The following is a 26138-nucleotide window of genomic DNA, read 5'->3' on the forward strand; positions in this document are numbered from 1 at the left end:
GGGAAACAACATGGCAGTCCAATTCATACTGGGACGGGCAGGAACGGGCAAGACAGAAGCGATTCGTCAGCAGATGCAACAGCGACTGCGTGAACAGCCGCTGGGTACGCCGATGATTTTGCTTGTGCCGGAACAGGCCAGCTTTCAGGAAGAATACGCCCTCGCCACCTTGCCCGGGCTGAGTGGCGTGATTGGCTCGCAAGTTTTGAGCTTCGGACGGCTGGCTCATCGGCTGCTACAAGAACTAGGGGATTTAACGACGGTAGCGGTTGACGATCTCGGAAAGCACATGGTGCTGCGCATGCTTTTGGAGCGGCATAAAGAGGAGCTGCAAGTATTCGGGCGGTCTGCGATGCAGCCGGGCTTCGCCTCCCAGCTCGGCCGTCTGATCAGCGAGTGCAAGTCGTATGGCGTTTCTTTTACCCAATCGGAAAATGTGGATTGGGGGGGAGCGAACCTCAATCAAAAAATAAGCGACTTGCGGCTGATCATGAACGCCTATGAAGGATACATGGCAGAGGGCTACTGCGATGCGGACGATATTTTGAACCGGGTAGCGGTCATGGTGCCTGACTCCGCGTACATCCGACAAGCAGAAATTTTTATCGACGGCTTCACCGGCTTTACCAACCAGGAGTTGAGAGTCATCGAGCAACTGATGCTGCATGCCAGACAGGTGACGATTGCCCTGACGTTGGACCCGGACGAACGGGATGCTTCTGTCGATGAGCTTGGATTGTTCCATCCGACGTTGCGCACGTATCAGGCGCTGTCGCTTATGGCGCGAGAAGCGGGCGTTTCCATCGCCAAACCGCTGCTTTTGAACGAGACAAGGCGCTTTGTGACCAGTCCGTGGCTGCGCCAGCTTGAGCAGGCTTATTTCCAATGGGGAGCGCCGCCGCCTGTCGGTGAGGCTGGGCGCACGGATGAGGTAGCTCTGCTCTCTGCCGTGAACAGGCGGGCCGAAGTGGAAGCCGTCGCGCTGAAAATTGTCGCGCTTGCCAGGGAAGAAGGATACCGCTGGAGAGACATGGCGATCTTGCTGCGGGAAATCGGCACGTATGCCGATGAAATCTCGGCTGTATTTACCGACTACGGCATCCCGCACTTTTTGGACAAGAAGCGTACAGTGATGAATCATCCGTTGGTGGAGCTTGTGCGGTCGGCTTTGGAGGTCGTCACAACGAAATGGCGGTATGACGCGGTTTTTCGCTGTTTGAAAACAGACTTGCTCGTAATGGACATTACGGACGAACGCACGGCTCGCAAGGAAATCGACCGATTGGAAAACTATGTGCTGGCACACGGCGTATTCGGCTACCAATGGGCGGAGGAGTCTGCGTGGCGTTTTCGCGGACAAGCCGGGGCTGCGGAAGATGCGCAGGCTGATGAGCTGAGGCGCAAGTACGCTGCTCCGCTGCTTGCCTTTGAACGGGAGATGAAGCAGGCCACGGGCAAAAGCGTTCGGGACATGACGCTTGCCCTGTACAACTTGCTGATCGCTCTCGATGTGCCAAACAAGCTGGAATATTGGCAGCGAAAAGCTGAAAAAGAGGGCGATCTCGATGCGGCGCAGGTGCATGGTCAGGTGTGGACCGGGCTTGTCGAGCTGATGGATCAAGTCGTAGAGGTCATGGGCGACGAAAGCATGGATTTGGCTACTTATGCGCGTGTCCTCGACAGCGGACTGGAGTCGATTGAGCTTGGACTTGTACCGCCCGCGCTGGATCAAGTGCTGGTCGGGGCCATGGAGCGTTCCCGCCAGCCTGACGTCAAGGCGCTGTTTATTCTCGGAGTGAATGAAGGGATTATTCCTTTGCGCCCGAAAGAAGAAGGCATTTTGGATGAAGCTGAGCGCGAACGGCTGGCAGAAATGGGACAATCGCTTGCGCCAAGTGCCAAGCAAAAGCTGATGGCAGAGCCGTATCTTTTGTACCAGGCGATGACGCGGCCGTCCGAGCGGCTGACGATGAGCTGTGCCCTGGCCGATGAAGAGGGCAAGGCACTATTGCCGTCCGCGGTGTTCTCGCGCATCAGGGAAGTGCTGCCGGGTTTGTCGCACGAAGTGTTTTACAATGAGCCGACTGGCGAAGCGGATACAGACGCCTTTTTGCTTGGGCAGCCGAGAAGGGTGTTTCGCCACCTGCTTACCCTTTTGCGCTCGATGAAAAAGACGGGCGAGCTGCCTGTCTTCTGGTGGGAAGTGTACGACTGGTACCTTCGTTCCTCGACAGAGGAGCTGCGGGAAAAATGGCTGCTGGGCGGCTTGCGCTACCGCAATCTCCCGGAAGAGCTGGACAGGCAGACGAGCGCGACTTTGTACGGAAAGCAGTTGAAAATGAGCGTGTCGCGTCTGGAACGCTTTCAGGCGTGTCCGTTTTCCCACTTTTCCTCGCACGGCTTGCGGCTGTCCGAACGGACGATGTACAAGCTGGAGCGGTTCGATGTAGGGGAATTGTTCCACGCCTCGCTCAAACGCGCCGTGGAAAAAATGAATCAGGAAAATCTGGAGTGGAGCAGGCTGACGGAAGATCACAGCATGCAGCTGGCCAGCGAAGTCGTGTCTGAGCTGGTGCCGCAGACGAGAAGCAGCATCCTCACCCGGACAGCTCGCTATCGCTATTTGTCCGGCAAGCTGATGCGAGCGGTCGGCCGCGCCATTTACGTGCTCGGGGAGCATGCGAAGCGCAGCCGTTTTGCTCCGGTAGGGCTGGAAGTTTCCTTCGGGCCGGGTTCGGATTTGCCAGGCTTGGTGCTGACGCTTGATAACGGCGTGGAGTTGCAGTTGATCGGACGCATCGACCGTGTGGACCAGTCGCTGGACAGTGAGGTTCCGTATTTGCGCGTCATCGACTACAAATCAAGTCCCAAGCAGCTATCGCTTTCAGACGTGTGGAACGGGCTGAACTTGCAACTGCTCGTCTACCTGGATGTCGTCGTGGAAAATGCAGAGGCATGGCTGGGCAAAAAGGCGGAGATGGGCGGCGTCTTCTACTACCAGGTGGCGGACCCGTTTGTAACGGCGAAGCGGTTGCTGACAGCCGACGAAGCAGCCAAGGAGCGGGCCAAGCGTTTGCGCATGAAAGGGCTGATGCTGGCTGATCCGGAGCTGGCCAGGATGATGGACGGATATGTCGAGCAAGGCCCGTCCGAGTTGGTTCCTTTTGAACTGAAAAAAGACGGGACGCTTTCTTCGCGTTCTTCTGTGGCTACAGCCGAGCAATTCCAGGCATTGACGACATACGTGCGCGATACGGTGAAGCAAATCAGCACGCGGATGACGGACGGGGAAATACAAATCCAGCCTTATTCCAACGGGACGATGACGGCGTGCGATTACTGTTCGTACAAGCCTGTGTGCCAGTTTGACGGGGAGACGGGCGGCAATGAGCACAGGCAGCTGTCCAAATGGAACAACAAACAAATCTGGAGCATGCTGGCCGAACAGCAACTGACGGGAGAGGGGGATGCCACGGATGGCGGAGCAAGCGATGCAGGCCAAGCCTGAGCAGTGGACGGACGAACAATGGCAAGCGATCATTCAGCGCGGGAGCAATCTGCTCGTCGCGGCGGCGGCAGGCTCGGGGAAGACGTCCGTGCTGGTCGAGCGGATTATCCGGCGCATCATGGATGAGCACGACCCTGTCGGCGTCGACCAGCTTTTGGTTGTGACTTTTACCAATGCTGCGGCGGCCGAGATGCGTCACCGGATTGGCGATGCGCTGCAAAAGGCGCTCAAGGAGCAGCCGCATTCCGCGCATTTGCGCAGACAGCTGGCGCTCTTGCAGCGGGCCACGATTACGACGCTGCACTCCTTTTGCCTTGGCATTCTGCGGCAGTATTACTATTTGCTTGAGCTTGACCCGGATTTTCGCATCGCCGACCAGATGGAAGGCGAGCTGCTCCGGCAAGACGTTCTGGAGGAACAGCTGGAGAACTGGTATGAAACCGACCCGGATTTTCACGCGCTGGCAGATATCATGCTGGACGGGCAGGACGATCAGTCACTGGCTGTGCTGCTGTTGCGATTGTACGAGTTTTCCCGCAGCCATCCTTCCCCCGAGCAATGGCTTGCCGAGGCAGCCGCTATGTTTGACATCCCGCCAGGAAAAGGGCTGGACGGGCTAGTCTGGGCCAACAGCGTGCTGCAATCTGTGCAGCTGCAACTCGTCGGCATGGCGGGGAAAATGAGCAGGGCGCAGGAACTGGCGGCGTCGCCAGAAGGTCCGGCGGCGTACTTGCCGCTTTTGCAGGCGGAGGCTCAGGCGCTAAGAGAAGCTGCGGCTTCGTGCAAGCAAGGCTGGGAAGCAGCGAGCCAGGCTGTTTGCGGGGTGACGTTTGCCAAGCTGCCACCCGTGAAGGGAACGGACCCGGATACGAAGGAGCAGGTTCAGGGGCTGCGCAACGGCGTGAAAAAGGAGCTTTCCGAGCTGATCGAGCAGTATTTTTCGATGACAGCCGAGCAGTATGCTGCCGATTTGCAGCGGATTGCTCCGCACATGAAGACGCTGGCGCGACTCGTTACCGAGTTTTCCGACGCTTTCCAAATGGAAAAGCGCTCGCGCGGCTTGGTGGACTTCGGCGATCTGGAGCATCTTGCCTTGAGCATTTTAATGACGACCGATGACGCTGGTGAGCTTGTTGCTTCTTCCATATCCGAGCAGCTGCGCGATCAGTTCGCGGAAGTGCTCGTCGACGAATATCAGGATATCAATCTCGTGCAGGAAACGATCTTGCGCATGGTTTCGCGCGACGGAACAAACGAGTCTGTGGCAAATCGCTTTATGGTAGGTGATGTCAAGCAGAGCATTTACCGCTTTCGCTTGGCTGAGCCGAAGCTGTTTCTGGAAAAGTATTTGACTTACCGTCAAGCAGGCGAAGCCGATCCGGGACGACGAATCGATCTGGCAGCCAACTTCCGGAGCAGACGCGAGGTTGTCGATGCGGTCAACTTTTTGTTTCGGCAAATCATGTCTCCGGGCGTCGGGGAGATTGACTACGATCAGTCAGCCGAGCTGATCAACCGCGCATCGTATCCCGAAGCGGAGCCAGGCAGGCTGCAGGCGGAAGTGCATCTGATCAATCGCAGCGCGGCCGAGCCAGAGCAGGGACAGACGTGGTCGGCAGAGGCGAGCGATGAGGGCGAGACGGCAGGCGTTCCCGACACGGCGGGTGAGACGGTGGAAGAAGCGAGCGTCGCCCAACTGGAGGCGCGGCTGATCGCCAGCCGCATTCGCCGCTGGATGGAACCGGGAGAGGGAGAGTCTCCCCTGCTTGTCTTTGATAAAAAAGCAGGCGGAATGCGTCCGCTTGCGTACCGGGATATCGTCATCCTGCTGCGTGCGACCTCTGGCTGGGGGCAGACGATGCAGGACGAGTTGCACGCTGCGGGGATTCCTGTCTACGCCGAACAGACGGCAGGGTATTTCGCTGCGACAGAAGTAGAGACGATGCTGTCGCTTCTGCGCGTGATTGACAATCCTTTGCAGGACATTCCGCTCGCGGCCGTTTTGCGTTCGCCGATTGTCGGCCTGCGCGAGGAACAGCTTGCGCACATCCGCATCGAGTATCCAACGGGGCCGTTTCACCTGGCTGTCATTCAGTATGCAGAGGAGCGGGCGGCGCAAGAAGCGTGGGAAAAACGGCTGCGCCACTTTTTCTACAAGCTGGAAGGCTGGCGGACGCATGCCCGCAGAGGGGCGCTGTCCGAGCTGTTGTCCGTCTTGTATCGCGAGACAGGCTACCTCGACTATGTGGCAGCGCTGGAAAACGGGCAGCAGCGGCAGGCCAATTTGCGTGCGCTTTACGATCGGGCACGCCAGTACGAAGCGGGCTCTTATCGCGGCTTGTTCCGCTTTTTGCGCTTCGTGGACAGGCTTCAGGAAGCAGGCAATGACATGGGCGAGGCGCGCACGATCGGAGAAAACGAGGATGTCGTGCGGATCATGACGATCCATAAGAGCAAAGGGCTGGAGTTCCCTGTCGTGTTCGTGGCAGGCATGGGCAAGCAGTTCAACACGATGGATTTGAAAAGCGCCTTTTTGCTGCACAAGGACTTGGGCTTTGGCCCGATGGCCGTAGAGCCGTCCATGCAGCTTCGCTACCCGAGCATCTCGGCATTGGGTATTCGCCAGCAACTGCGCCGGGATATGCTCGCGGAAGAAATGCGCGTGCTGTACGTCGCTTTGACGCGCGCCCGCGAAAAGCTGATTCTCGTCGGCTCGGCGAAAGACTTGGCCAAAAGCGTGACGGATTGGGGCAGGCAAGGCGACGGGGAGCGGCTCAGCGATGAAGATTTGATCCAGGCCAAAGGATATTTTGACTGGGTCGGCCGTGCCTTGCTGCGGCATCCGTCAGCGGGAGACTTGCGCGCTTATCCGCAGACGCAAGGAGCAGGAGAAGCAGTACGGGTCAGAACGATTATCGACGACTCCGACTGGTCTTTTCATTTTTACCAGGCAGACGAGCTAAAGGCACAACAGGAAGCTGCCAGCGACGACATGAACTTGTGGGAGCGAGTGACGAGACGGGAAGCAATCGCGGAGCGGCCTCGCGACGAAGCGTTGCGAGAGTTGGTACAGTCCAGGCTCGGCTGGTCTGACCCGCACCCGGTCACTCCCGGAGTAGCAGCCAAGTGGAGCGTCAGCGAGCTTACGCGGATGGCCAAGGTCACGAAAAATGGTCAGCCGTTCGCCTTGCCTTCCATTACGGAAAAGCCGAAGTTTTTGGCTGAACAAAAGTCGAATCGTTTGACGGCGGCTGAAAAAGGGACGATCACGCACCTGGTCTTCCAGCATCTTGACTTGCAGCGAGCGCTGGATGAGGCGGATATTCGCGAGCAAGTCGCGGAGCTGGCGGCGCGCCGCTTTTTGACGGAGGAGCAGGTACAGGCGGTAGACGTTGCCCAGATTGCCCGATTTTTTGCCGATCCGCTTGGACAGCGCATGAAAGCGGCCAAGGCTGTCCACCGCGAGCTGCCATTTACCTTGGCGCTTCCAGCCCATGAGGTAGAGCCACAGCTTGCCGAAGCTGCTGCTGAGAGAATCATCGTCCAAGGGGTGATCGACTGTCTGTTGGAGGAAGAGGACGGCGGTCTTGTTTTGATCGACTTCAAGACAGACTGGATGGCGAAGGAAGCTTCAGCGAACGCGATGGAAGAAATGAAACGAAGATACAATGGGCAAATCAGTCTCTACATTCGGGCGATCAAACAAATTATCAACCCTTCCCGGGAAGTGGAAAGCCATCTGTATTTGCTGTCAGGAGGCTACTCGATCCGTTTTACTTAGCCGCAGGATGAAGGACCAGAGGCTCAAAGGCTCAGAGGTTCAAAGGAAAAGCACCGTTTTCAGTCGAAAGCGGTGCTTTTTTGCAGGCTTATCCGTTACCGATAGCACAGATGCGAACGTATGTGCTAATATGAGTGAAATGGAAACTTTTCTTGCGGGAGGTATCGGGGATGAAAGAGCTGTTTGCCTACAACTGGCTGGTGCGGGATGAATGGTTTGCATGGTGTGCCAAGCTGCCGGACGAAGAATTGCTGCAAAAAAGAGTCGGCGGAGCAGGGAGCATCCTGTACACGCTGTTTCATGTAGCTGATGTGGAGTACAGCTGGCTGCGCGGTGTACAAGGGAAGCCCGATGTCCAGTTGTCCTACGAGGAGCATCAATCGCTTGGGCAAATCAAAGCGCTGTCAGACGAGTGGCGAGAAGAGCTGCGCGAGTTTCTGGACAGTTGGACACAAGCCAGCGAGACGGAGCCTGTGCGTGTGGAATGGAGCGCAGAGGAATACGTCAAAGGTGAAATCTTGCGCCATGTGATCGCTCACGAAATTCACCATATGGGGCAGTTGTCTGTTTGGGCAAGAGAGCTTGGACGTCCTCCCGTCTCTGCTAATTTCATCGGCAGAGGGCTTATGCGCAGCAACGGCTAAGCGCTGAGCGCAATCCCGCTTGGGAAAGCATGCATAATTTTCCTCCTGCCTGCTCATACTCCAACTGTTTCGATTGCAACTGGAATGTCCGGGCGGGAGGTACGCACAATATGGCGTTAAAAGAACAGTTATTGAGGAAAAAGTCGATTGAAAGCTTGCTCGCGCAGGTAGAGAGCAAGCATGGAGCGCTGAAAAAATCGCTGGGCGCGTTTGATTTGACCATGCTTGGCATCGGGGCGATTGTCGGTACAGGCATTTTTGTGCTTACAGGAGTGGCGGCGGCTGAGCACGCTGGCCCTGCACTGGTCTTGTCCTTTGTCTTGTCCGGGCTTGCCTGCGTGTTTGCCGCTTTGTGCTACGCCGAGTTCGCCTCGACGGTTCCTGTATCGGGGAGCGCCTATACTTACAGCTATACGGCTTTTGGCGAACTGGTAGCCTGGATGATCGGCTGGGACCTGATCTTGGAGTACGGGGTAGCTTCGGCTGCGGTGGCGAGCGGCTGGTCGGGATATGCGCAAGGACTGCTTGCCGGTTTTGGCATTCATTTGCCTGTAGCCTTGACCAATGCATTCGACACTTCCAAAGGCACGATCATCGATTTGCCAGCGGTCGTCATTATTTTTGTCATTACGCTTTTGCTTATGAAGGGGACGCGAGAGTCAGCCAAGTTCAACACGGTCATGGTGCTGATCAAGGTGGCGGTCATTCTCCTGTTTCTCATTGTCGGGATCGGCTACGTCAAGCCGGAAAACTGGAGTCCGTTCATGCCGTTTGGCTTTGCCGGGGTAGCGACGGGCGCTGCTACTGTCTTCTTTGCTTTTATCGGATTCGACGCAGTTTCTACGGCTGCCGAGGAAGTGCGCAACCCGCAGCGCGACATGCCGATCGGAATCATTACTTCGCTTCTGGTGTGCACCTTGCTCTATATCGCCGTCTCCCTGACGCTGACAGGCATCGTGCCTTATGACATGCTGAACGTGAAAAATCCGGTAGCTTTTGCTTTGAATTACGTCAAGCAGGACTGGGTGGCTGGCTTCATTTCACTCGGGGCGATTGTCGGCATTACGACGGTACTGCTGGTGATGATGTACGGGCAGACCCGGCTATTTTTTGCCATGAGCCGTGACGGCTTGTTGCCCGCTGTGTTTTCACGGGTGAACCCAGAGACGCAAGTGCCGCAAAAAAGCACAATCATCGTCGGCATTCTCGTCGCCATTTTCAGCGGATTGTTGCCGCTTAACAAGCTGGCTGAACTGACGAACATCGGAACGCTGTTCGCGTTTATTCTCGTTTCCATCGGTGTGGTTGTGCTGCGGAGGACGAATCCGGAATTGCGGCGCTCGTTTCGCACGCCGCTTGTTCCGCTCGTTCCGATTTTGGCAGTGCTGTTCTGCGGCTATTTGGTGTATAGCTTGCCGTCTATTACCAAAATCGGCTTCATCGCCTGGCTGATTGCTGGCGCGATCGTCTATTTTTTGTACGGACGCAGGCACAGCCATTTGCGGGATGGCAAATAGCGACAGATGAGGCATGTTCTTGCGGGAACATGTCTTTGTTTGCATCTGACAAAACCATCCAATTCGTGGTAGAGTAAAAGGAACCAAAATGACGAGGAGCACTGGCCATGAAGCGAAAACGAGCAGACCGACCTGGATGGAGACGCGTCAAGCGAATGGGCTATCAGGAAAAGTGGGTAGAGGCTTTGTCTTTTTCCGGGTATGCTGTTCGTTTGACTCTGGACGAAGTAACGGAGCCTGCCTACATGCCTGTTGGGGAAAAGCTGCTGTGCGTAGGCGACAGAGGGTATGTGTACCTGCAATACTTTCCACATGAAAAGCCTTATGCCGTCACGAAGATGATGGACGAGCTGGGAAATACCGTCCAGTGGTACATCGACATCTGCAAGGCGCATGGCAAGGATGAGAGCGGTCATATCTGGTATGACGATCTTTACCTCGACATTGTGGTGCTGCCGCAGGGCGAAGTGTATTTGCTCGACCAGGATGAACTGGATGAAGCGCTGCAAAAAGGTGTGATTGACAGCGACGAGCACAGCTTCGCTACCGAGGTTGCCGATCAGCTCCTGCGGGATATTTTGGCTGGTAAGCGAGATGCTTTTGATTTTCCGAATTTCTTTGCATAATGGGCAAGACGTGCATAAAATGAGGATGAGTTCCAGACCATTTTACGATGAAGATGAAGGAGGGGGAATCCGAATGACAATGCCAATGCAAAGCAAGCAAGTCCAATTCCCCTGTATTTTGTGAAGAACGAAGGCTGCCATTGCTTTCGTTCTTTTTTTGAGCCGTAAAAGGGGATGGAGGCGAGCAGGGCATCTATCGCTATCGCTTGTTTGGAAGCAAAAGAAAAAGCGGATTGAGGAGGAGACGCCATGAGGTATAAGCGGGTGTTGGTCAAATTGAGCGGTGGAGCGGTTGCGCAGGAGAACGGGTTTGGTTTTGATCCGGTTCAGTTGGAGCATATCGCGGGGGAAATTTATTCTTTGCTGGACATGGGCGTCGAGGTCGCAATCGTCATTGGCGGCGGCAACATTTTCCGGGGAAACATGGCGGACCAGTGGGGGATCGAGCGGGTCGAGGCAGACAACATCGGAACGTTGGCAACCGTGATCAACAGCCTGATGCTTCGCGGGGTGTTAAAGGCTCGCGTCAATACGGAAGTCCGGGTCATGACAGCTGTGCCGATCAATGCGGTCGCGGAACCGTATATCCGCCTGCGCGCCGTGCATCATCTGGAAAAGGGCTACGTAATCATTTTTGCTGGCGGAAACGGTCAGCCGTACGTGACGACAGACTATCCAGCGGTGCAACGCGCCCTGGAGGTGGAAGCAGATGCGTTGCTGGTGGCAAAGCATGGAGTAGATGGCGTGTACACGGCCGATCCGCGCAAAGATGCGACCGCACGCCAATATGTGGAAGTATCGTTTGACGAGGTAGTCCGGGAAGACCTGCGCGTCATGGACCAGTCCGCGATGATTTTGGCGAGAGATTACGGCTTGCCGCTGCACGTCTTCAATTTCAACGAGCCTGGAGCGATGGCGCAAATCTGTCGCGGAGAGCAGGTCGGAACGTTTATCAGCAAAGACGGCAGAGCCGTTTACAAGTGATAGGCAATATAGGGCAAAACGAAGTAAGGCCGCTCCTTTTTAAAAAAGGGCGGTTTTTTTTAGTGAGGCAGTTTCTTTTGTTTTGCGAATGAACAGGAAGCATGGAAGGTGATGACGTGGAGAAAAGCACTTTTTACTACTGAAAATTGAGCTTAGCGAACTATCAGATGAAGAAGAAAGCACCGGAAATGACCCCCTTAGGAAAAATAACCAGCAGATAAAGTCCTCTCGGGACGGTTTTTTGTTTAGAATGGAAAGATAGCGACTGATTGAAAGGGTGTCACAGATGAGCAAAACACTTGTGCTGGCGGAAAAGCCGTCCGTCGGGCGAGATATCGCGAAAGTATTGCAATGCCAGAAAAAAGGGAACGGTTTTCTGGAAGGTGATAAATATATTGTGACGTGGGCGTTGGGGCATCTGGTGACGCTGGCCGATCCGGAGGTTTACGGGCAGCAGTTCAGCTCCTGGCGCATCGAAGATTTGCCGATCATGCCGTCGCCTTTGAAGCTTGTCGTCATCAGGGAGAGCAACAAGCAGTTCCAGACTGTGAAGCAGCAAATGCGGCGCAGCGACGTCTCGCAAATCGTCATTGCAACCGATGCCGGGCGCGAAGGCGAGCTTGTCGCCCGCTGGATCATCGAGATGGCCCATGTGCAAAAGCCGATCAAGCGTCTGTGGATTTCTTCCGTGACCGACAAGGCGATTCGCGATGGGTTTCGCAATCTGAAGGACGGCAAGCAGTATGAAAATCTGTACGCCTCCGCAGCCGCTCGCGCAGAAGCGGACTGGCTCGTCGGCATCAATGCGACCCGCGCCTTGACAACCAAGCACAACGCCCAGCTGTCGTGCGGCCGCGTCCAGACGCCTACGCTTGCGATCGTGGCTTCCCGAGAGGAAGAAATTCGCCGCTTTACGCCCAAGCCTTTTTACGGCCTGAGAGCTGTAACAGACCAGGCGATCTCGCTCCAATGGCAAGATCAGAAGACGAAAGACATCAAAACGTTTTCCAAAGAGAAGGCAGACCAGCTGCTCGCCTCCTTGAAGCAGGAAAAAAGCGCGGAAGTAAGCGAAGTCACCCGCGCACACAAAAAGACGTACGCTCCACAGTTGTACGATTTGACTGAACTGCAAAGGGACGCCAACCGGATGTTCGGCTATTCGCCAAAAGAGACGCTGTCCATCATGCAGAGCCTTTATGAGCATCATAAAGCCGTCACTTATCCGCGCACCGATTCCCGCTATCTCTCGGCAGATATCGTAGAGACGCTGCCAGACAGGGTCAAGGCGGTGCAGATGAAGCCGTACGCGCCACTCGCAGCCAGAATTTTGCGGTCGCCGATCAAAGCGGCGAAGTCGTTTGTCGATGACAGCAAAGTATCTGACCACCATGCGATCATCCCGACAGAGCAAGCGGTGTTTCTCGGGGATTTGAGCGACAAGGAGCGCAAAATTTTCGACCTGGTCGTCAAGCGCTTCCTTGCCGTGCTTTTGCCGCCGTTTGAGTACGAACAAACCACGATCCAGGCAAAAATCGGCGGAGAGTGGTTTGTCGCCAAAGGAAAAACGGTGCTGGCCCAAGGCTGGAAAGAAGCGTACGACCACGATGTGGCAGACGAAGAAGGTCAGGATGAACTGAAAGAGCAATGGCTGCCCAAGATAGAAAAAGGCGATCGCTTTCAGATTCAAAATGTGGCGCAAACAAAAGGCGAGACGAAGCCGCCGGAGCCGTTCACAGAGGCAAGCCTGCTGTCCGCGATGGAAAATCCGGCCAAATACATGGCAAACGAGAGCAAAGAGCTGATCAAGACGATCGGAGAAACGGGCGGGCTTGGTACGGTCGCCACGCGCGCAGATATTATCGAAAAGCTGTTTAACAGCTTCCTGTTGGAAAAGCGGGGCAAGCATGTGTTTGTGACGGCGAAAGCCAAGCAGCTACTGGAGCTTGTTCCCGACGAGATGCAATCGCCTACTTTGACCGCCCAGTGGGAGCAAAAGCTTGCCGCAATCGCCAAAGGCAGCTTGAACAAGCGAGCGTTTATCGAGGAAATGCGAACGTACGCCAAAGAAGTGGTGCAGGAAATCAAAAACAGCGACAAAGCCTTCCGCCACGACAACCTGACGAGAAGCAAATGCCCGGAGTGCAGCAAGCTTTTGCTGGAAGTCAACGGAAAGCGCGGCAAAATGCTCGTCTGCCAGGACAGGGAGTGCGGCTATCGCAAAAACATTTCCAAGCAGACAAACGCGAGATGCCCGAAATGCCACAAGCGGCTGGAGATGCGCGGCGAGGGAGAAGGGCAAATGTTTGTATGCGCGTGCGGGCACAAAGAGAAGCTGTCTACTTTCAAGGATCGCCGGGACAAGGAAAAGGGCAGCAAGCTGTCCAAAAAGGAAGTGGCCAACTACTTGAAAAAGCAGGAGCATACCGACGACGATGGCATCAACTCTGCGCTGAAAGACGCTTTGTCCAAATTCAAGTTCGAGTAATCGCAGCACAACTCGCAAACGCCCAGGTCGCATATGGACCGGGGCGTTTTTTCTTTGAGTAGCGAAAAAAAGCGATTGCATGTCGGGCGGAAGGGGCATATACTCAGAGTATAAAAGTGAGTAATCACTCGCTTTTATGTTTTACAAAATGATAACCAGCCATCATGGATAAACGAATCCCCCATGAACATGCAAAAGCAAGCGAAAACGCGCTCTTTTTTTACACATCAGCAAAAGTGAGCGCTCACTATTATACGAAACGAGGAGATGTTGCATGAAGCGTATTTTGCGCACGGTATGGATCGGCAGTCTGGCTCTTGCCTTGTCAGGCTGCGGGTTGTTCGGCGAAAAGCAGCCGTCTTTGTCCGGAACGATTGAAGCAGATGAATGGCCTGTCGTGGCAGAAGTAGGCGGGACGGTGACGAGGGTGATCGCCGAGGAAGGAAGCACGGTGAAAAAAGGCGAAGTGCTGGCGGAAATCGATCAGCGCAGCTACCAGATCAGCGTCGCAGAAGCGAAAGCAGCATTGGAACAGGCGAAAGCCAAACTGGAGGAAGCGAAGGCAGGCTCCCGCGACCAGACGATTCAGAAGGGAGTGGCAGCCGTCCAGCAAGCGAACGCCAACATCCGCTTGGCACAGGCCAGAAGCAGTCAGGCCGAAGCGGGGATTGCCAGAGCGAGACAGCAGTTGGCGCAGGTCGAGGCGCAGCGCGAGGGAGCGGAGGAGACGCTGCATTTTCAGCAAAAACGGCTTCAGGAAGTGACGGCTCTGTACGAAAAAGGCGCGATCTCGCAAAAAGACCTGGACATGCAAAAAGAAGCGGTGAACCAGGCGACGACGCAGCTGAACCAGTGGACGGCCCAGGTGGCGCAAGTCAAAGCGGCGTACAGCTCGGCAGAGGAGGAGGCAGCTGCGGCGGCAGCCCAGATCGGCACAGCCAAGGCGCAGGAGCAAGGGGCGCAGGCAGAGCTTGATTTGGCCCGGGAAGGCAGCACGGTCTATACGATCCGCGCTTTGCTTGCCGCGCAGGAGCAGGCTCAGGCCAGGCTCGACCAGGCGATGCTGCAACTGGACAAGACCCGGGTAGTCGCAGCAGAGGACGGCGTGTTGTTGCGGTCCTCCGTCGAGCAGGGCGAAGTGGCGAAAACCGGAGCTACGCTGTTCACGATGATGAAGGCCGATCAGCTCAAACTCGTCGTCTACATCCCGGAAGCGCAGCTGAATCGCGTGCAAAAAGGGCAGGAAGTCGGCATACAGGTGGACGCGTATCCGAACGAGACGTTTAAAGGGACGATCAGCCGGATTTCGGAAAAGGCGGAATTTACCCCGAAAAATGTGCAGACGCAAGATGAGCGGACGAAGCTCGTTTTTGCGGTGACGATTGACGTGGCAAAAGGGCAGGAGAAAATCAAGCCGGGGATGCCAGCAGACGTGCTGTTGCCAGAAGGAGAGAACGCCCAATGAACGTCGCCATTGAGTGCCAGCAACTGACAAAGCGTTTCGGAGAGCGCACCGCCGTCAACCAGCTGACTTTGACAGTGCCAAAAGGTTCGATCTACGGCTTCCTCGGCCCGAACGGCTCGGGCAAGTCGACGACGATTCGCATGCTGTGCGGGCTGATGACGCCCACGACTGGCAGCGGCACGGTGCTTGGCTACGACGTGATGACACAGAGCGAGGAGATCAAGCAGCGAATCGGCTACATGTCGCAAAAGTTCAGCCTGTATGAAGATTTGACAGTGGAAGAAAATCTCGATTTTTACGCGGGCGTGTATCAGCTTGGCGCAGCAGAGCGCAAGCAGCGAAAAGCCGAGCTGATCGAGATGGCTGGTTTGACAGGACGCGAGAAGCAGCTGGCAGGCTCGTTGTCCGGCGGCTGGAAGCAGCGTCTTGCCTTGTCCTGCGCTTTGCTGCACAAGCCGGAGCTGTTGATTTTGGATGAGCCGACCGCGGGAGTCGATCCGGTGTCCCGGCGCATTTTTTGGGACGTCATTCACGAGCTGGCGAAGCAAGGAATTACTGTGCTCGTGACCACGCACTACATGGATGAGGCCCAGACGTGCGACTGGATCGGCTTCATTTTCTTTGGCAATTTGCTTGCCGAAGGAACTCCCGGGGAATTGATTGAGCGCATGGAAGCGAACAATCTGGAGGACGTGTTTATCGAGCTGGTACGGCGGGAGGAAGCGAGGCAGGCAGCAGAGGGGGGAGCGCGATGAAGCGGTTCGTCTGGGAGCGCTACTGGTCCGTCGTCAAAAAAGAAGTGATCCAGATCAAGCGCGATCGGCCCAGTCTGGCGATTGCCCTGGTCATGCCGCTAATGCTGCTGTTTTTGTTCGGCTACGCCGTCAATACAGACGTGAGCGACATCAAGATGGCAGTTTGGAACCAAAGTCCTTCTGCGGCAAGCCGGGAGTTGGTCGAGCAGTTTGTCCACACGGAAATTTTTCAGGCAACAGCCAGTGTCAGCGGGTACCGCGAGCTGGAAGCGATGCTCGACGAAGGCACGGTGGACGTAGGCTTGGTGATCGGGCCGGACTACACGCGCAAAAAAGATCGGGGCGAGCCAGCCCACATCCAGCTGCTCATTAACGGCTCTGATCCGAATATCGCGCGCACCGCCATGTCCAACGCCCAACTGATCGTGCAGCATCAGGCGATCGCGCTCCAGGAAAAAAATCTGCAAAAACAAGGGCTGGGCGAGCTGCAACTGCCGCTTGAGCTGGATACACGGGTGCTGTTCAACCCGAATATGGAAAGCATCGTCTTCAACATCCCGGGCTTGATCGGGCTGATTATGCAAAATGTCACGATGATCTTGACCGCCTTTTCACTCGTGCGCGAAAAAGAACGGGGAACGATGGAGCAGCTCGTGGTGACGCCGATTCGTCCGTTGGAGCTGATGCTGGGCAAAATTACGCCGTACGTCGGTGTCGGCCTGTTCTCCTTTTGCCTCGTGCTCCTGGTCGGAACAGCCTGGTTCGGGGTGCCTGTCAAAGGCAGCATCGGCCTGTTGGTCGCCTTGTCAGTCCTGTTTCTCGTGACGACGCTGCTCCTCGGGATTTTTATCTCTACGGTAGCAAAGACGCAACTGCAAGCGATGCAGATGGCTTTCGCACTCATTCTGCCCAGCGTGCTTTTGTCCGGCTTCATGTTCCCGCGCGATTCGATGCCTGTCGTGATACAATGGTTGGGCGGGCTGGTCCCGTTGACTTATTTTCTGGAAATTCTGCGCGGAATCTTTTTGAAAGGCGTGGGCGCCGAGGCGCTCTGGAAAGACATCGTCGGGATGGGAGCATTCAGTCTGCTGATTTTGGCTGTCGCCATCGGAAGGTTCCGCAAGAAGATTGAATAGAGGAGCGTACGTGACGTATGAACAAGCCGCCATCGTTTGAAGAGGGCCTGTTGCAATATGTGGAGGAGCTGAAGGACGAGAGCGAGATGACGGAGAAGCAGCGCAATATTTTGCGAGCCTCTGTCAAGCTGTTTGCGGAAAAAGGATTTCACGCCAGCTCAACCGCGGAGATCGCCAAAGAGGCAGGAGTGGCCGAAGGAACGATTTTCCGTCATTACAAATCGAAAAAAGACATCTTGCTTGCGGTTGTCGCCCCTGTTCTGGTGAAGTTCGCGGCACCGTTCATCTTGAAGGACTTGCGCGAGATTTTCCGGGAGCAGGCGCAAAAGCCGTTCGGAGAAATCGTGGCGGAGCTGTACCGCAATCGCTTGAATCTGGTCGGTGCCAACGAGAAGCACATCCGCATCTTGCTGCAGGAGGCGTTTTTCCATCCGGAGATTCGGGAAGCGCTGATCGCGACCGTATTTGAAGACGCAAAAGCAATGGTGCAAAAGCTGATCGAAGCCAAAATCGACGCGGGCGAGCTGCGTCCACTGCCGAGCCAGGCTGTGTTTCGGGTCGTGCTGTCTTCCTTGATCGGAATGGTGCTGTTCCGCCAGGTGCTGGACAAGGAAGATTACGCCTATTATAGCGATGAAGAACAGATCGCTTTGACCGTAGATATTTTGTTGAACGGAATTGGCAAATGAGATTTTATCGATAAGGGAACGTTTTCTCTCTAATTGGCTGTAACAGAAAGGCCGCAAAGTGGTATAATTGCAAACAACTTTTTGCTGTTTGCTTTTGGAGGAGAGAGAAACCATGCATTTGTTATCAGAGAGAGACTGGCTCGCGTATCGGGAAAAAAACAAAGACCGTGCGCGCATGCTCATTTCCTGCCCGGACCGCGCGGGAATCGTGGCGGCTGTATCGAACTTTTTGTTTCAGCAAGGCGCGAATATCGTTCAGTCTGACCAGTACACGACAGACCCGGAAACAGGCCGCTTTTTCATGCGGATCGAATTTGATCTGATCAACCTGGAGGAGCGCTTTGAAGCGATCAAGGCCGAGTTCAGTCAAGTAGCGGAAAGCTTCAGCATGGACTGGTCGCTGGTGGAAGCGAACAAGCGCAAAAAAGTCGCGCTGTTTGTTTCCAAGGAAGATCACTGTTTGCTGGAGCTGCTCTGGCGCTGGAAGTCCGGCGAGCTGCACGCAGACATTTCGGTGGTTGTCAGCAATCACCCGGACATGCAGGAGACGGTGGAGTCTTTTGGCATCCCGTACCGCTGCATCCCGGTGACGAAGGACAACAAGCCGCAGGCTGAGCAAGAGCAGCTTGAGGCGGCAGAGGGCGTCGATCTGATCGTCCTGGCCCGCTATATGCAGATCTTGTCTCCGCGTTTTCTCACAGACTACGCGATGCGGATCATCAACATCCATCATTCGTTCCTCCCGGCCTTCGTGGGAGCGAAGCCGTACGAGCAGGCGTACCGCCGCGGCGTGAAGCTGATCGGGGCGACGGCGCATTACGTCACCGAGGAGCTGGATGCGGGGCCGATTATCGAGCAGGACGTGCAACGCGTATCGCACCAGGAAGATGTAGAAGCGCTGAAGCAGCTCGGACGCCAGGTAGAGCGCACCGTATTGGCGCGGGCTGTCCGCTGGCATCTGGAAGATCGCGTACTGGTTTACGGCAACAAGACGATCGTTTTCCCGTAACAGGTTGAATCGATTAGGCGTTCAGCAGGATCAACAGGAAAAAGCTTCCCCAGGCAGGGAAGCTTTTTTGTTTGGCGCGTTAAAGGCGATGTCCAAAGGGGGAAGAAGTCTCGCTTCGACGACCGTTTCTTTTAGGCTTAGGACTTAGGTCAGGACACAAGCTTCAAGCCAGTCACGCCGACGATAATCAGGAGCAAACTGGCGATACGGGCCACGCTTCGCGATTCGCCGAAGAAAATCATATTGAGCAAAACAGCGCCCGCCGTACCGATCCCGATCCAGACGGCATAGGCCACGCTCAGTTGCAGGTAGTTGAACGCCTGGTACAGAAAAGCGAAGGACAGGGCGAACCCGCCTGCAAACAAAGCGGTATGGAGCGCGTTCTTCTTTTGACTGAACAGCTTCAAGCCTACCACTCCGACGATTTCACAACTAGCAGCGAGAAAGACAAACAGCCAACCCATTATTGATGCACCTCTTTTTCTCCTCGATTGTCAGCCAGCTTCAAGCCGATGACTCCCAGCACGAGCAGCGCGATGAAGAGCAGTTTCAGCACGTTCATGCTGCCGCCGAACAAAAAGAAGTCCATGAGCACGGTTCCGACAGAGCCAGCGCCTGCAAAGATCGCGTATACGGTACCTGTCGGCAAGCCTTCACACGACTTGGTCAAAAAGTAGAAGTCGACAATAATCACGGCCACCAGCAGTGCCCACTGCCACAAAAACTGGGCGGTACTGAAGCCGTACACCCAGACCATTTCCAGCAAACACGTCATCATCACATACATCCAGTATTTTCTCATCTTCTATACACCTCGAAAAATGAATGATATTCAGTCATTTTCCCTCAAAAGAAAACATACTTTACGGCCGCAAAGCATGTTCCAGGAGGGTCAGCAATTCAGCTTTTTGTTTGGCCTCGTTATCAGCGTCGTACCCCGCGTACAGGTAGACTTGCTCGGCCGCAGACTCGATCAGTCCGATCAGCAGCTTCGCGGCAAGAGCCGGATTCAGCGTGTCGCGGACAAGCTTGCGCTTTTTGTCCGCTTCCAGCATGGAAGCCACCAGATCGTACAGGGGAGTGTAGATCGTCTCCCACTGGCTGATGTGTTCCGTCGTAGACAGGCCCGCGTAAATTAGGACGGAAACGTCGCGGTATTCAGCGGTAACCTGGAAAATGGCATCTACGAGTTGGCTCAGCTGCTCTTGCAAGGGAGCTTCGGGAGCAATCGCCGCCTCGATCTTTTTCATGAATTGCACGACCATCTGCTCGGCGATGGCAGGCATGACAGACAGTTTGGAAGGGAAGTAAAGATAAAACGTTCCATGCGCGATGCCCGCTTTTTGGGCAATGTCGGCGATCTTGGTTTTTTCGATGCCTTTTTCCTTGAACGCTTCGATGGACGCTTGAATGATCTTTTCCTTTTTATCCATGAGTCCGACTCTCCAATCGAAAATGACTGATTATCATTCATTTTAGCGGAAGTGCTTTTTGAAAGTCAAGTATCTGAAAACAGATAATCGGGAGAAAGAACCTAATCATAAAGAAGTAAGCTACTCTCTAATTTTCAATATTAGTTAAGTATTTGATGAAACAAAATTTTAAAAAAGGGCGTCAACTAATTTAGAAGGAGTATTTAAATCTGGGAAAAGATTGAAAAATACAAAATTAATATTTTTATTGATTTGATGCTAAATTGACAATAAAATTTACATATAAAACCATTTTTGTAACAATAAGAGGTGTGAAGTCTAATGAAAAAGATAGCAGCTTGGGTATTGAGTTTAGTTTTTATTTTCTCAGCTACTTCAGCTTTTGCTTCGTGGGGAAGTGACACTAGAACAAAGTGTGGAAAGACAGGTGGATACCCAGAATTTTATTGCAAGGGAATAACTGACTCTGAAGACGATGATTTGTGGGGGAAATCATATATTGAAGTTTATCGTGATGGGAAATATATTGACAATGACTCTTCAGCGAAAGTTAGCATGAAATATGGAAACGAAGCTGAGGCAATGGTTGAAGCAGCGAAATCTTCCAAAGGTGATAACTTTATCGAAGGATATACCACGCATAAATGGTATAGATCTAAAACTGAAGGAGCATTCGATCAACTTGACACTCGGGATTACTATCCGCATTAATAAAATTTTGAAAAAAGGTGATGATACGAAATGAAAAGAAAAGCAATTGTTTCTTTGTTAGTTGTGGCGGGGATTGCTGGCGCTCTTGGATCTTTTGCTCTGGCTGGTGAAAAAGCTACTCCCAGCAAGCCGCAAAAATTTGTAGCTGCAGAAAGCACCCGACCTGCTGAATTGAATGAAAAACTTCAGAAATCATGGGAAGTATCGATTAACAAGTTTGATATTGATACCGACCAATATACTGCTTACGATTATTTCGATAGAAAAGTCATTTTAGAGCAATTACCGGCAGAAGAGAGAATGAGTTACTCTGATGCTATTCTCCAAGCTGTTAACAGTGTGCGAAAAGAAGGCGACTTGATGCCCATGCTTCTAGTTAAAGATGATTTAAGCGAAACGATTATCGTCTTTCAACGAAATGATGGAACGGGAACTTCTGTTGAATTAGTCTTGAAAGAGCAGGACAGCAATAAAAATAAAAGCCTGAGGTCAGAAAGTGAACAGCAGCGATCTTGGGCTTTAACATCTGTGGAGGAAAAGTAGACCAGAATCCTCAATAAAGGAACGTTTAAGCCACAGCAATAGCCTTAATCCAATCAAAAGCTGATCCATTACAGTAGCTTTTTACTGAGGATCAGCTTTTTTATTTGAAACGGCGCCCTTCCCCAATACCATCTCCAAAAACCGCTCCACCACAGGACGATGGCTGCTTTCCCCTGCACGCGTGCAGATGTAGACCGGGCGCTTGATCTCGACGCCGGGCACGGTTACGCGCCCGATTTCGTTGCGCTCGACCATTTCCTCGACAGCAAGCGCCGGGGCCAGCATCGTTCCGTACCCTGCACGTACAGATTGGATCGACTCGATCAGTCCGTGGTATTGCAGCCCGACCCGCGGGCGTCTGACGCCGTGCTCGCGGCAGAGGGAGAACAGCCATTCGCGCGTGGAACTGCCTTGTTCGCGGAGCAAAAAAGGTTCCTGGACGAGCTGCTCGATGCTGATTTCTTTGCCTGCCAACGGATGGGCTGCGGGGAGGATGAACCAGTAGAGCACATCTGTCATGTGGACGCGATCGATGGGCAGATCATCCTCCCACGCTTCTTTGATGACGATGGCGAGGTCGACCTGGCAGCTCAGCAGTAGCTCAATCGATTGCAGCGAATTGCGGGTGCGGATTTCCACGTCGACATGCTCGTAGTGCTGTTTAAATTCAGCCAGCCACTTCGGGACGAGGTAGTTCGAGGGCAAGTAGGTGGAAGCGATGCGCAGCTTGCCTTTTTCGCCCTGTCTGATCTCGGCCAGCTGGGATTCGATTTCCCGTTCCCAGTCGTAGATGCGGCGCGCTTTTTCAAACAGAAACCGCCCTTCATCGGTGAGCGAAATTCCCCGCCCGTCGGGAGCGAGCAGCGATAAGCCCAGCTCGTTCTCCAGTTTGCGGATTTGGGCGCTTACGGCAGGCTGGCTGATCGCGAGCGCTTCTGCCGCGGCAGTGACACTTTGGCGTGAGGCGACTTCGACAAAAATGCGCAAGGCATGCAGGTTCATTTGGCTGCTCGCTCCTTCATTCATAATCATTACTTATGAATCGTGTATGAATATGTATTAGATCGGATGAATGATTCCTTGTATGGTAAGCGATAGAAGGCAAGGAGTAAAGGAGCAAACAAAAGATGAGAGAAATCAGCGGGAGAAGGCAAGTCATCGCTGTGGCTTTGATCACAGCGCTTTGCATGCTGGGGGATTCCATGCTGTACGTGGTTTTGCCGCTCTATTGGAAGGAGGCCGGGCTGGACTCGCTGTGGGAAGTAGGCGTGCTGTTGTCGATCAACCGCTTGATCCGTGTTCCGCTCGGCCCGCTGGTCGGAAAATGGTACGAACGGACAGGCGGGCGTGCCGGGCTGGTGGTGGCGGTCATTTTGGCTTTTGTGACGACTTTGTCGTACGGCTTTCAAGGTTTTTGGCTGTGGCTGGCGATGCGCTCCTTGTGGGGTGTCGCCTGGACGTTTTTGCGGCTGGGGGCTTACTCGTTGATTGTGACGGTGGCGGAAAGACATAACCGTGGACAACTGATGGGGTTGTACAACGGCTTGTATCGTCTGGGCAGCCTTGGCGGGATGCTCGCCGGAGCGCTGTTCGCCACCTGGTACGGCCTGTTGCCTGCTGCGCTCGTGCTCGCCTGCTGTTCGCTTGTTGCCCTTGTGCTCGTCTTCCTGTTTATTCGCCCGAGCTTCACCAACCAAACGGCGGTAGATGTGGAGGAGACAGGGGCGTCACCGTCACGAAGTTTGTGGCGGCAGGCAAGCATACAAAAGACCATGCTGACCGCGCTTTTGGTCACCATGGTGTATCAAGGGATGTTTGCCTCGACATTGAGCAGGCTCATCGAGCAGCGAACACCGCTGCTTGTGCTTGGGGGCTTGGTACTGGGAGCCGCTGTTCTTTCCAGTCTGGCCCAAGGCGTTCGCTGGTGCTGGGAACCGTGGGCAGCCCCGGTAGTCGGCAGGCTGGCGGACCGATACGGCCGGAGAAAAATGTTCGTCGCGACCCTTTTGACAGGCTCGCTCCTGTTTGCCTGCATTCAGGGCGGTCTGCCTCTGGAGGCGTGGCTCGCGGTTTTGCTCGGCATCCAGTTGACGGCGACGATCATCACGACCGTAATGGATACGCTGGCGGCCGACGAAGCAGCCGGACAGACAAACAGCACGGCCGTGATGACCTGCTACTCCGTCATTACCGATCTCGGAGCGGCGTTGGGCCCGCTGATTGCGTTTTGGCTGGATGAGCACGCGGGCCTGCCCGTCATGTACCTCGGACTCTCGATTGCGCTCTTCCTGATCGCGCTGTCTTGGAGCGTCAGACGAGGGCAGGGGAGTCAGGGAAGCGTTCCTTGAGCGTCGCGAGCACATCGTGAATCGCCGCTTCCTTGTCCGGGCCGTGCAAAAGCATGTGATTCGAATGCTCGTACCAGGTGATTTGCGGCGAAGCGGATTGGTCCACGCTGGTTGCGAGCAGTTGCGCGCTGACGGCGTGGACCGTATCGTCGCGCATCGCTTGCAACAAGTAATACGGCGTCTTCACCTGGCGCAAAAGCGGCTTTGTTTCGGACAACAGTCGGCGAAACTGGAGCATGCTGCTGACCGGGATGCGGCCGATGCTTCTTATGTAGCGGCGCGAATGGGTGGGGAAGTCTTCGCGCAAATAGTGCAAGGCTTCTTTTACATCCCAGTATTTATATGGTGTGTTGATGGTGATTAACAGCTCGACAGGGTAGCGGGTCGTCAGATGAAAAGCGAGCAGGCCGCCCATGGAAAAGCCGATGATGACGATCGTCTCGGCGCGCATGGACAGGCGCTTGTAGCCTTCTTCGGCAGAGCGAAGCCAGTCGTTGCGCGTGCTCCGTGCCATTTGGCGGCGAGTCGTCCCGTGTCCTTCCAGAGTAGGGCATTCCACCTGGTAGCCAGCCTCGCGCAGCACTTTGGCGAGCGGCAAAATGTCGTTGATGTCTCCTGCGAATCCGTGGATGAGAAGACAACCGACTGTTCCTGACATCTTGATCTCTTCCTCTCAAATGTTGGGAATTTGGTTTTGTGTACGTATTATATACCGAATGAGGGAAGGAAGCGACTGCGCGGGTGCAGCTCTCAAAGAAAAGACCCCGTCACCTGTGCGGTAGCCGGGGCCGAGGGTATGGCGATGATTCATCTGCGCTTCATTTTCCGGCGCAGGAGAGCAGACAAAGTTACAGACCGATCGTTTTCAGCTCAGGCGAGATGATCAGCTTCGGCTCGGTGCATGCCTGGATGTCTTCCGCGGTGTAGCCTTCCGCGACTTCGACCAGAACGAGTCCATCCGGTGTGACATCGAGGACGGCTCTGTCCGTGATGATGCGGTTGATCACTTTTTTGCCTGTAAGCGGGAGCGCGCATTGGTTCAAAATTTTTGTCTCGCCATGCTTGTTGACATGGTCCATGATGACGACGATTTTTTTCGCCCCATGCACCAGATCCATGGCTCCGCCCATGCCCTTGACCATTTTGCCCGGAATCATCCAGTTTGCCAGGTCACCCTCGGCGGAAACTTCCATCGCTCCCAAAATGGCGAGGTCGATGTGGCCGCCGCGGATCATCGCAAAAGATTCCGCGCTGGAAAAGTAAGCAGCGCCCGGTATCGCCGTAACGGTTTCTTTTCCGGCATTGATCAGATCAGGATCAAGTTCGTCTTCGGTCGGATAAGGCCCGATGCCGAGCAACCCGTTTTCCGATTGCAGGACGACAGTTTTTCCTTCCGGGATGTAGTTGGCAACCAGTGTAGGCATCCCGATTCCCAAGTTTACGTAAAAGCCATCCTCGATTTCTTGTGCAGCACGAGTGGCGATTTGCTCACGAGTAAGCGACATAATGGTTTCCTCCCTAAAAATGAGCTTGTATGTGATCCGATCGTCAGGTCAGGAGCGGACCGTGCGGCGCTCGATCCGTTTTTCAAACGAAGGAGCGAGAATCAGACGCTGGACGTACACGCTTGGCGTATGGATGTGATCCGGGTCCAGCTCGCCTGTTTCCACGATTTCTTCCACTTCGACAATCGTGATTTTTCCGGCGGCAGCCATCATCGGATTGAAGTTTTGCGCCGTTTTGCGGAAGACGAGATTCCCCATCTTGTCAGCTTTCCACGCTTTGATCAGCGCAAAATCGCCCGTAATCCCATGCTCAAGCAAATACTCCTTGCCGTTGAAGGAACGCGTTTCCCGTCCTTCGGCAATCGGGGTGCCGACGCCAGCAGGAGTGTAGAAAGCAGGGATGCCTGCGCCGCCAGCCCGGATGCGCTCTGCCAGCGTGCCTTGCGGGGTCAGTTCTACTTCAAGCTCTCCCGAGAGGAATTGACGTTCAAATTCCTTGTTTTCCCCGACGTAGGAGGAAACCATTTTTTTGATTTGCTTTTCGCGCAGGAGCAGGCCGAGGCCCCAATCATCCACGCCGCAGTTGTTGGAGACGACAGTCAAATTTTTAACGGCCTTGTCGCGAAGCGCGATGATCAGATTTTCTGGAATGCCGACCAGCCCGAAGCCGCCTACCAGCAGTGTAGCTCCATCGTGAATATCAGCCACGATGTCCGCATAAGAAGAGTAAATTTTTGCCATGACGATCACTCCCACCATGAAAAAATGTCGTTGACGCGAGAAAAAGATTTTGTAAGCGCTCACAAGCAAGTGGACAGTTGCTTGAATATTTCCGCCCTTTCATCATACAGGATACGAGTTACAAACAAGTGACGAAAGTTCGGCCGATAATAAAAAAATATAAAAAATGACAGAAAAGTGATACAACTGTTTTTATTTTCTGTAAAATATATTTTGTCAATTATTTTTCTTAATGATTGCTCAGAACCGTTGATTTTT

22 protein-coding genes are annotated in these 26138 nt (G+C 54.3%); 15 read left to right on the forward strand and 7 right to left on the reverse strand.

The genetic code is table 11. The features are described from left to right. The first annotated feature begins 10 nt into the window (after positions 1-10). The 12 genes from addB to purU all read left to right on the forward strand — a co-directional run bounded on the left by addB (position 11) and on the right by purU (position 18599). Positions 11-3508 (forward strand): helicase-exonuclease AddAB subunit AddB, encoded by a 3498-nt coding sequence (gene addB, locus EDM60_RS12880; protein WP_122964338.1) that lies wholly within the window; start codon positions 11-13, stop codon positions 3506-3508. After that, positions 3477-7289 (forward strand): helicase-exonuclease AddAB subunit AddA, encoded by a 3813-nt coding sequence (gene addA, locus EDM60_RS12885; RefSeq protein WP_122964339.1) that lies wholly within the window; start codon positions 3477-3479, stop codon positions 7287-7289. Before addB ends, addA begins: the two co-directional genes overlap by 32 nt. Positions 7290-7459: 170 nt before the next feature. Further along, the gene (locus EDM60_RS12890) at positions 7460-7933 is read left to right on the forward strand and encodes a DinB family protein (RefSeq protein WP_122964340.1); all 474 of its coding nucleotides are present in this window, start codon (positions 7460-7462) and stop codon (positions 7931-7933) included. Between the two features lie 110 nt (positions 7934-8043). After that, positions 8044-9450 carry a branched-chain amino acid transporter BcaP gene (gene bcaP, locus EDM60_RS12895; RefSeq protein WP_122964341.1) on the forward strand — a complete coding sequence of 469 codons (1407 nt, stop codon included), beginning with the start codon at positions 8044-8046 and terminating at the stop codon, positions 9448-9450. Between the two features lie 107 nt (positions 9451-9557). Further along, positions 9558-10076: a ribonuclease FAU-1 family protein gene (locus EDM60_RS12900; protein WP_122964342.1), complete on the forward strand. Its 519-nt coding sequence runs from the start codon at positions 9558-9560 to the stop codon at positions 10074-10076. A 249-nt stretch (positions 10077-10325) separates the two neighbouring features. Further along, on the forward strand, positions 10326-11060 hold the full coding sequence (gene pyrH, locus EDM60_RS12905) for a UMP kinase (RefSeq protein ID WP_122964343.1): 735 nt from the start codon (positions 10326-10328) through the stop codon (positions 11058-11060). Positions 11061-11346: 286 nt separating this feature from the next. Further along, positions 11347-13545: a DNA topoisomerase III gene (locus tag EDM60_RS12910; protein WP_122964344.1), complete on the forward strand. Its 2199-nt coding sequence runs from the start codon at positions 11347-11349 to the stop codon at positions 13543-13545. A 274-nt stretch (positions 13546-13819) separates the two neighbouring features. After that, on the forward strand, positions 13820-15010 hold the full coding sequence (locus EDM60_RS12915; protein WP_122964345.1) for an HlyD family secretion protein: 1191 nt from the start codon (positions 13820-13822) through the stop codon (positions 15008-15010). Next, positions 15007-15765, forward strand: a complete 759-nt coding sequence (locus tag EDM60_RS12920; RefSeq protein WP_122964346.1) for an ABC transporter ATP-binding protein — start codon at positions 15007-15009, stop codon at positions 15763-15765. Before EDM60_RS12915 ends, EDM60_RS12920 begins: the two co-directional genes overlap by 4 nt. Beyond that, positions 15762-16901, forward strand: coding sequence for an ABC transporter permease (locus EDM60_RS12925; protein WP_122964347.1), 1140 nt, complete (start codon positions 15762-15764; stop codon positions 16899-16901). The genes EDM60_RS12920 and EDM60_RS12925 overlap by 4 nt, the downstream gene beginning before the upstream one ends. Before the next feature lie 17 nt (positions 16902-16918). Then, positions 16919-17590 carry a TetR/AcrR family transcriptional regulator gene (locus tag EDM60_RS12930; RefSeq protein WP_122964348.1) on the forward strand — a complete coding sequence of 224 codons (672 nt, stop codon included), beginning with the start codon at positions 16919-16921 and terminating at the stop codon, positions 17588-17590. A 112-nt stretch (positions 17591-17702) separates the two neighbouring features. Then, the gene (gene purU / locus EDM60_RS12935; protein ID WP_122964349.1) at positions 17703-18599 is read left to right on the forward strand and encodes a formyltetrahydrofolate deformylase; all 897 of its coding nucleotides are present in this window, start codon (positions 17703-17705) and stop codon (positions 18597-18599) included. Between the two features lie 149 nt (positions 18600-18748). Here purU and EDM60_RS12940 read toward each other — a convergent pair whose 3' ends face one another. The 3 genes from EDM60_RS12940 to EDM60_RS12950 form a co-directional block, all read right to left on the reverse strand. After that, positions 18749-19063 carry a DMT family transporter gene (locus EDM60_RS12940; RefSeq protein ID WP_122964350.1) on the reverse strand — a complete coding sequence of 105 codons (315 nt, stop codon included), beginning with the start codon at positions 19061-19063 and terminating at the stop codon, positions 18749-18751. Further along, positions 19063-19401 carry a DMT family transporter gene (locus EDM60_RS12945; RefSeq protein WP_063230881.1) on the reverse strand — a complete coding sequence of 113 codons (339 nt, stop codon included), beginning with the start codon at positions 19399-19401 and terminating at the stop codon, positions 19063-19065. The genes EDM60_RS12940 and EDM60_RS12945 overlap by 1 nt, the downstream gene beginning before the upstream one ends. A 61-nt stretch (positions 19402-19462) precedes the next feature. Continuing rightward, the gene (locus tag EDM60_RS12950; RefSeq protein ID WP_122964351.1) at positions 19463-20032 is read right to left on the reverse strand and encodes a TetR/AcrR family transcriptional regulator; all 570 of its coding nucleotides are present in this window, start codon (positions 20030-20032) and stop codon (positions 19463-19465) included. 321 nt (positions 20033-20353) lie between these two features. Between EDM60_RS12950 and EDM60_RS12955 the strand changes: the two genes are divergently transcribed. Beyond that, positions 20354-20743, forward strand: coding sequence for a hypothetical protein (locus EDM60_RS12955; RefSeq protein WP_122964352.1), 390 nt, complete (start codon positions 20354-20356; stop codon positions 20741-20743). Between the two features lie 30 nt (positions 20744-20773). Beyond that, positions 20774-21286, forward strand: a complete 513-nt coding sequence (locus EDM60_RS12960; RefSeq protein ID WP_122964353.1) for a hypothetical protein — start codon at positions 20774-20776, stop codon at positions 21284-21286. 81 nt (positions 21287-21367) lie between these two features. On the opposite strand, the gene EDM60_RS12965 is transcribed toward EDM60_RS12960, so the two are convergent. Next, positions 21368-22288: a LysR family transcriptional regulator gene (locus tag EDM60_RS12965; protein ID WP_122964354.1), complete on the reverse strand. Its 921-nt coding sequence runs from the start codon at positions 22286-22288 to the stop codon at positions 21368-21370. A gap of 125 nt (positions 22289-22413) precedes the next feature. Here EDM60_RS12965 and EDM60_RS12970 point away from each other — a divergent pair, with 125 nt between their 5' ends. Next, on the forward strand, positions 22414-23634 hold the full coding sequence (locus EDM60_RS12970; protein WP_122964355.1) for an MFS transporter: 1221 nt from the start codon (positions 22414-22416) through the stop codon (positions 23632-23634). Here the strand turns inward: EDM60_RS12970 and EDM60_RS12975 are convergent. The 3 genes from EDM60_RS12975 to EDM60_RS12985 all read right to left on the reverse strand — a co-directional run bounded on the left by EDM60_RS12975 (position 23597) and on the right by EDM60_RS12985 (position 25880). Next, positions 23597-24292, reverse strand: coding sequence for an alpha/beta hydrolase (locus EDM60_RS12975; RefSeq protein WP_122964356.1), 696 nt, complete (start codon positions 24290-24292; stop codon positions 23597-23599). The two genes, EDM60_RS12970 and EDM60_RS12975, sit on opposite strands and share 38 nt — an antisense overlap. Before the next feature lie 190 nt (positions 24293-24482). Next, positions 24483-25139, reverse strand: a complete 657-nt coding sequence (locus EDM60_RS12980; RefSeq protein WP_063230888.1) for a CoA transferase subunit B — start codon at positions 25137-25139, stop codon at positions 24483-24485. 48 nt (positions 25140-25187) lie between these two features. After that, a complete protein-coding gene (locus EDM60_RS12985) occupies positions 25188-25880 on the reverse strand; it encodes a CoA transferase subunit A (protein WP_122964357.1) in 693 nt (230 codons plus the stop codon). Between the last annotated feature and the right edge of the window lie 258 nt (positions 25881-26138).

The organism is Brevibacillus parabrevis, from assembly GCF_003710905.1.
GTDB lineage: Bacteria > Bacillota > Bacilli > Brevibacillales > Brevibacillaceae > Brevibacillus > Brevibacillus parabrevis.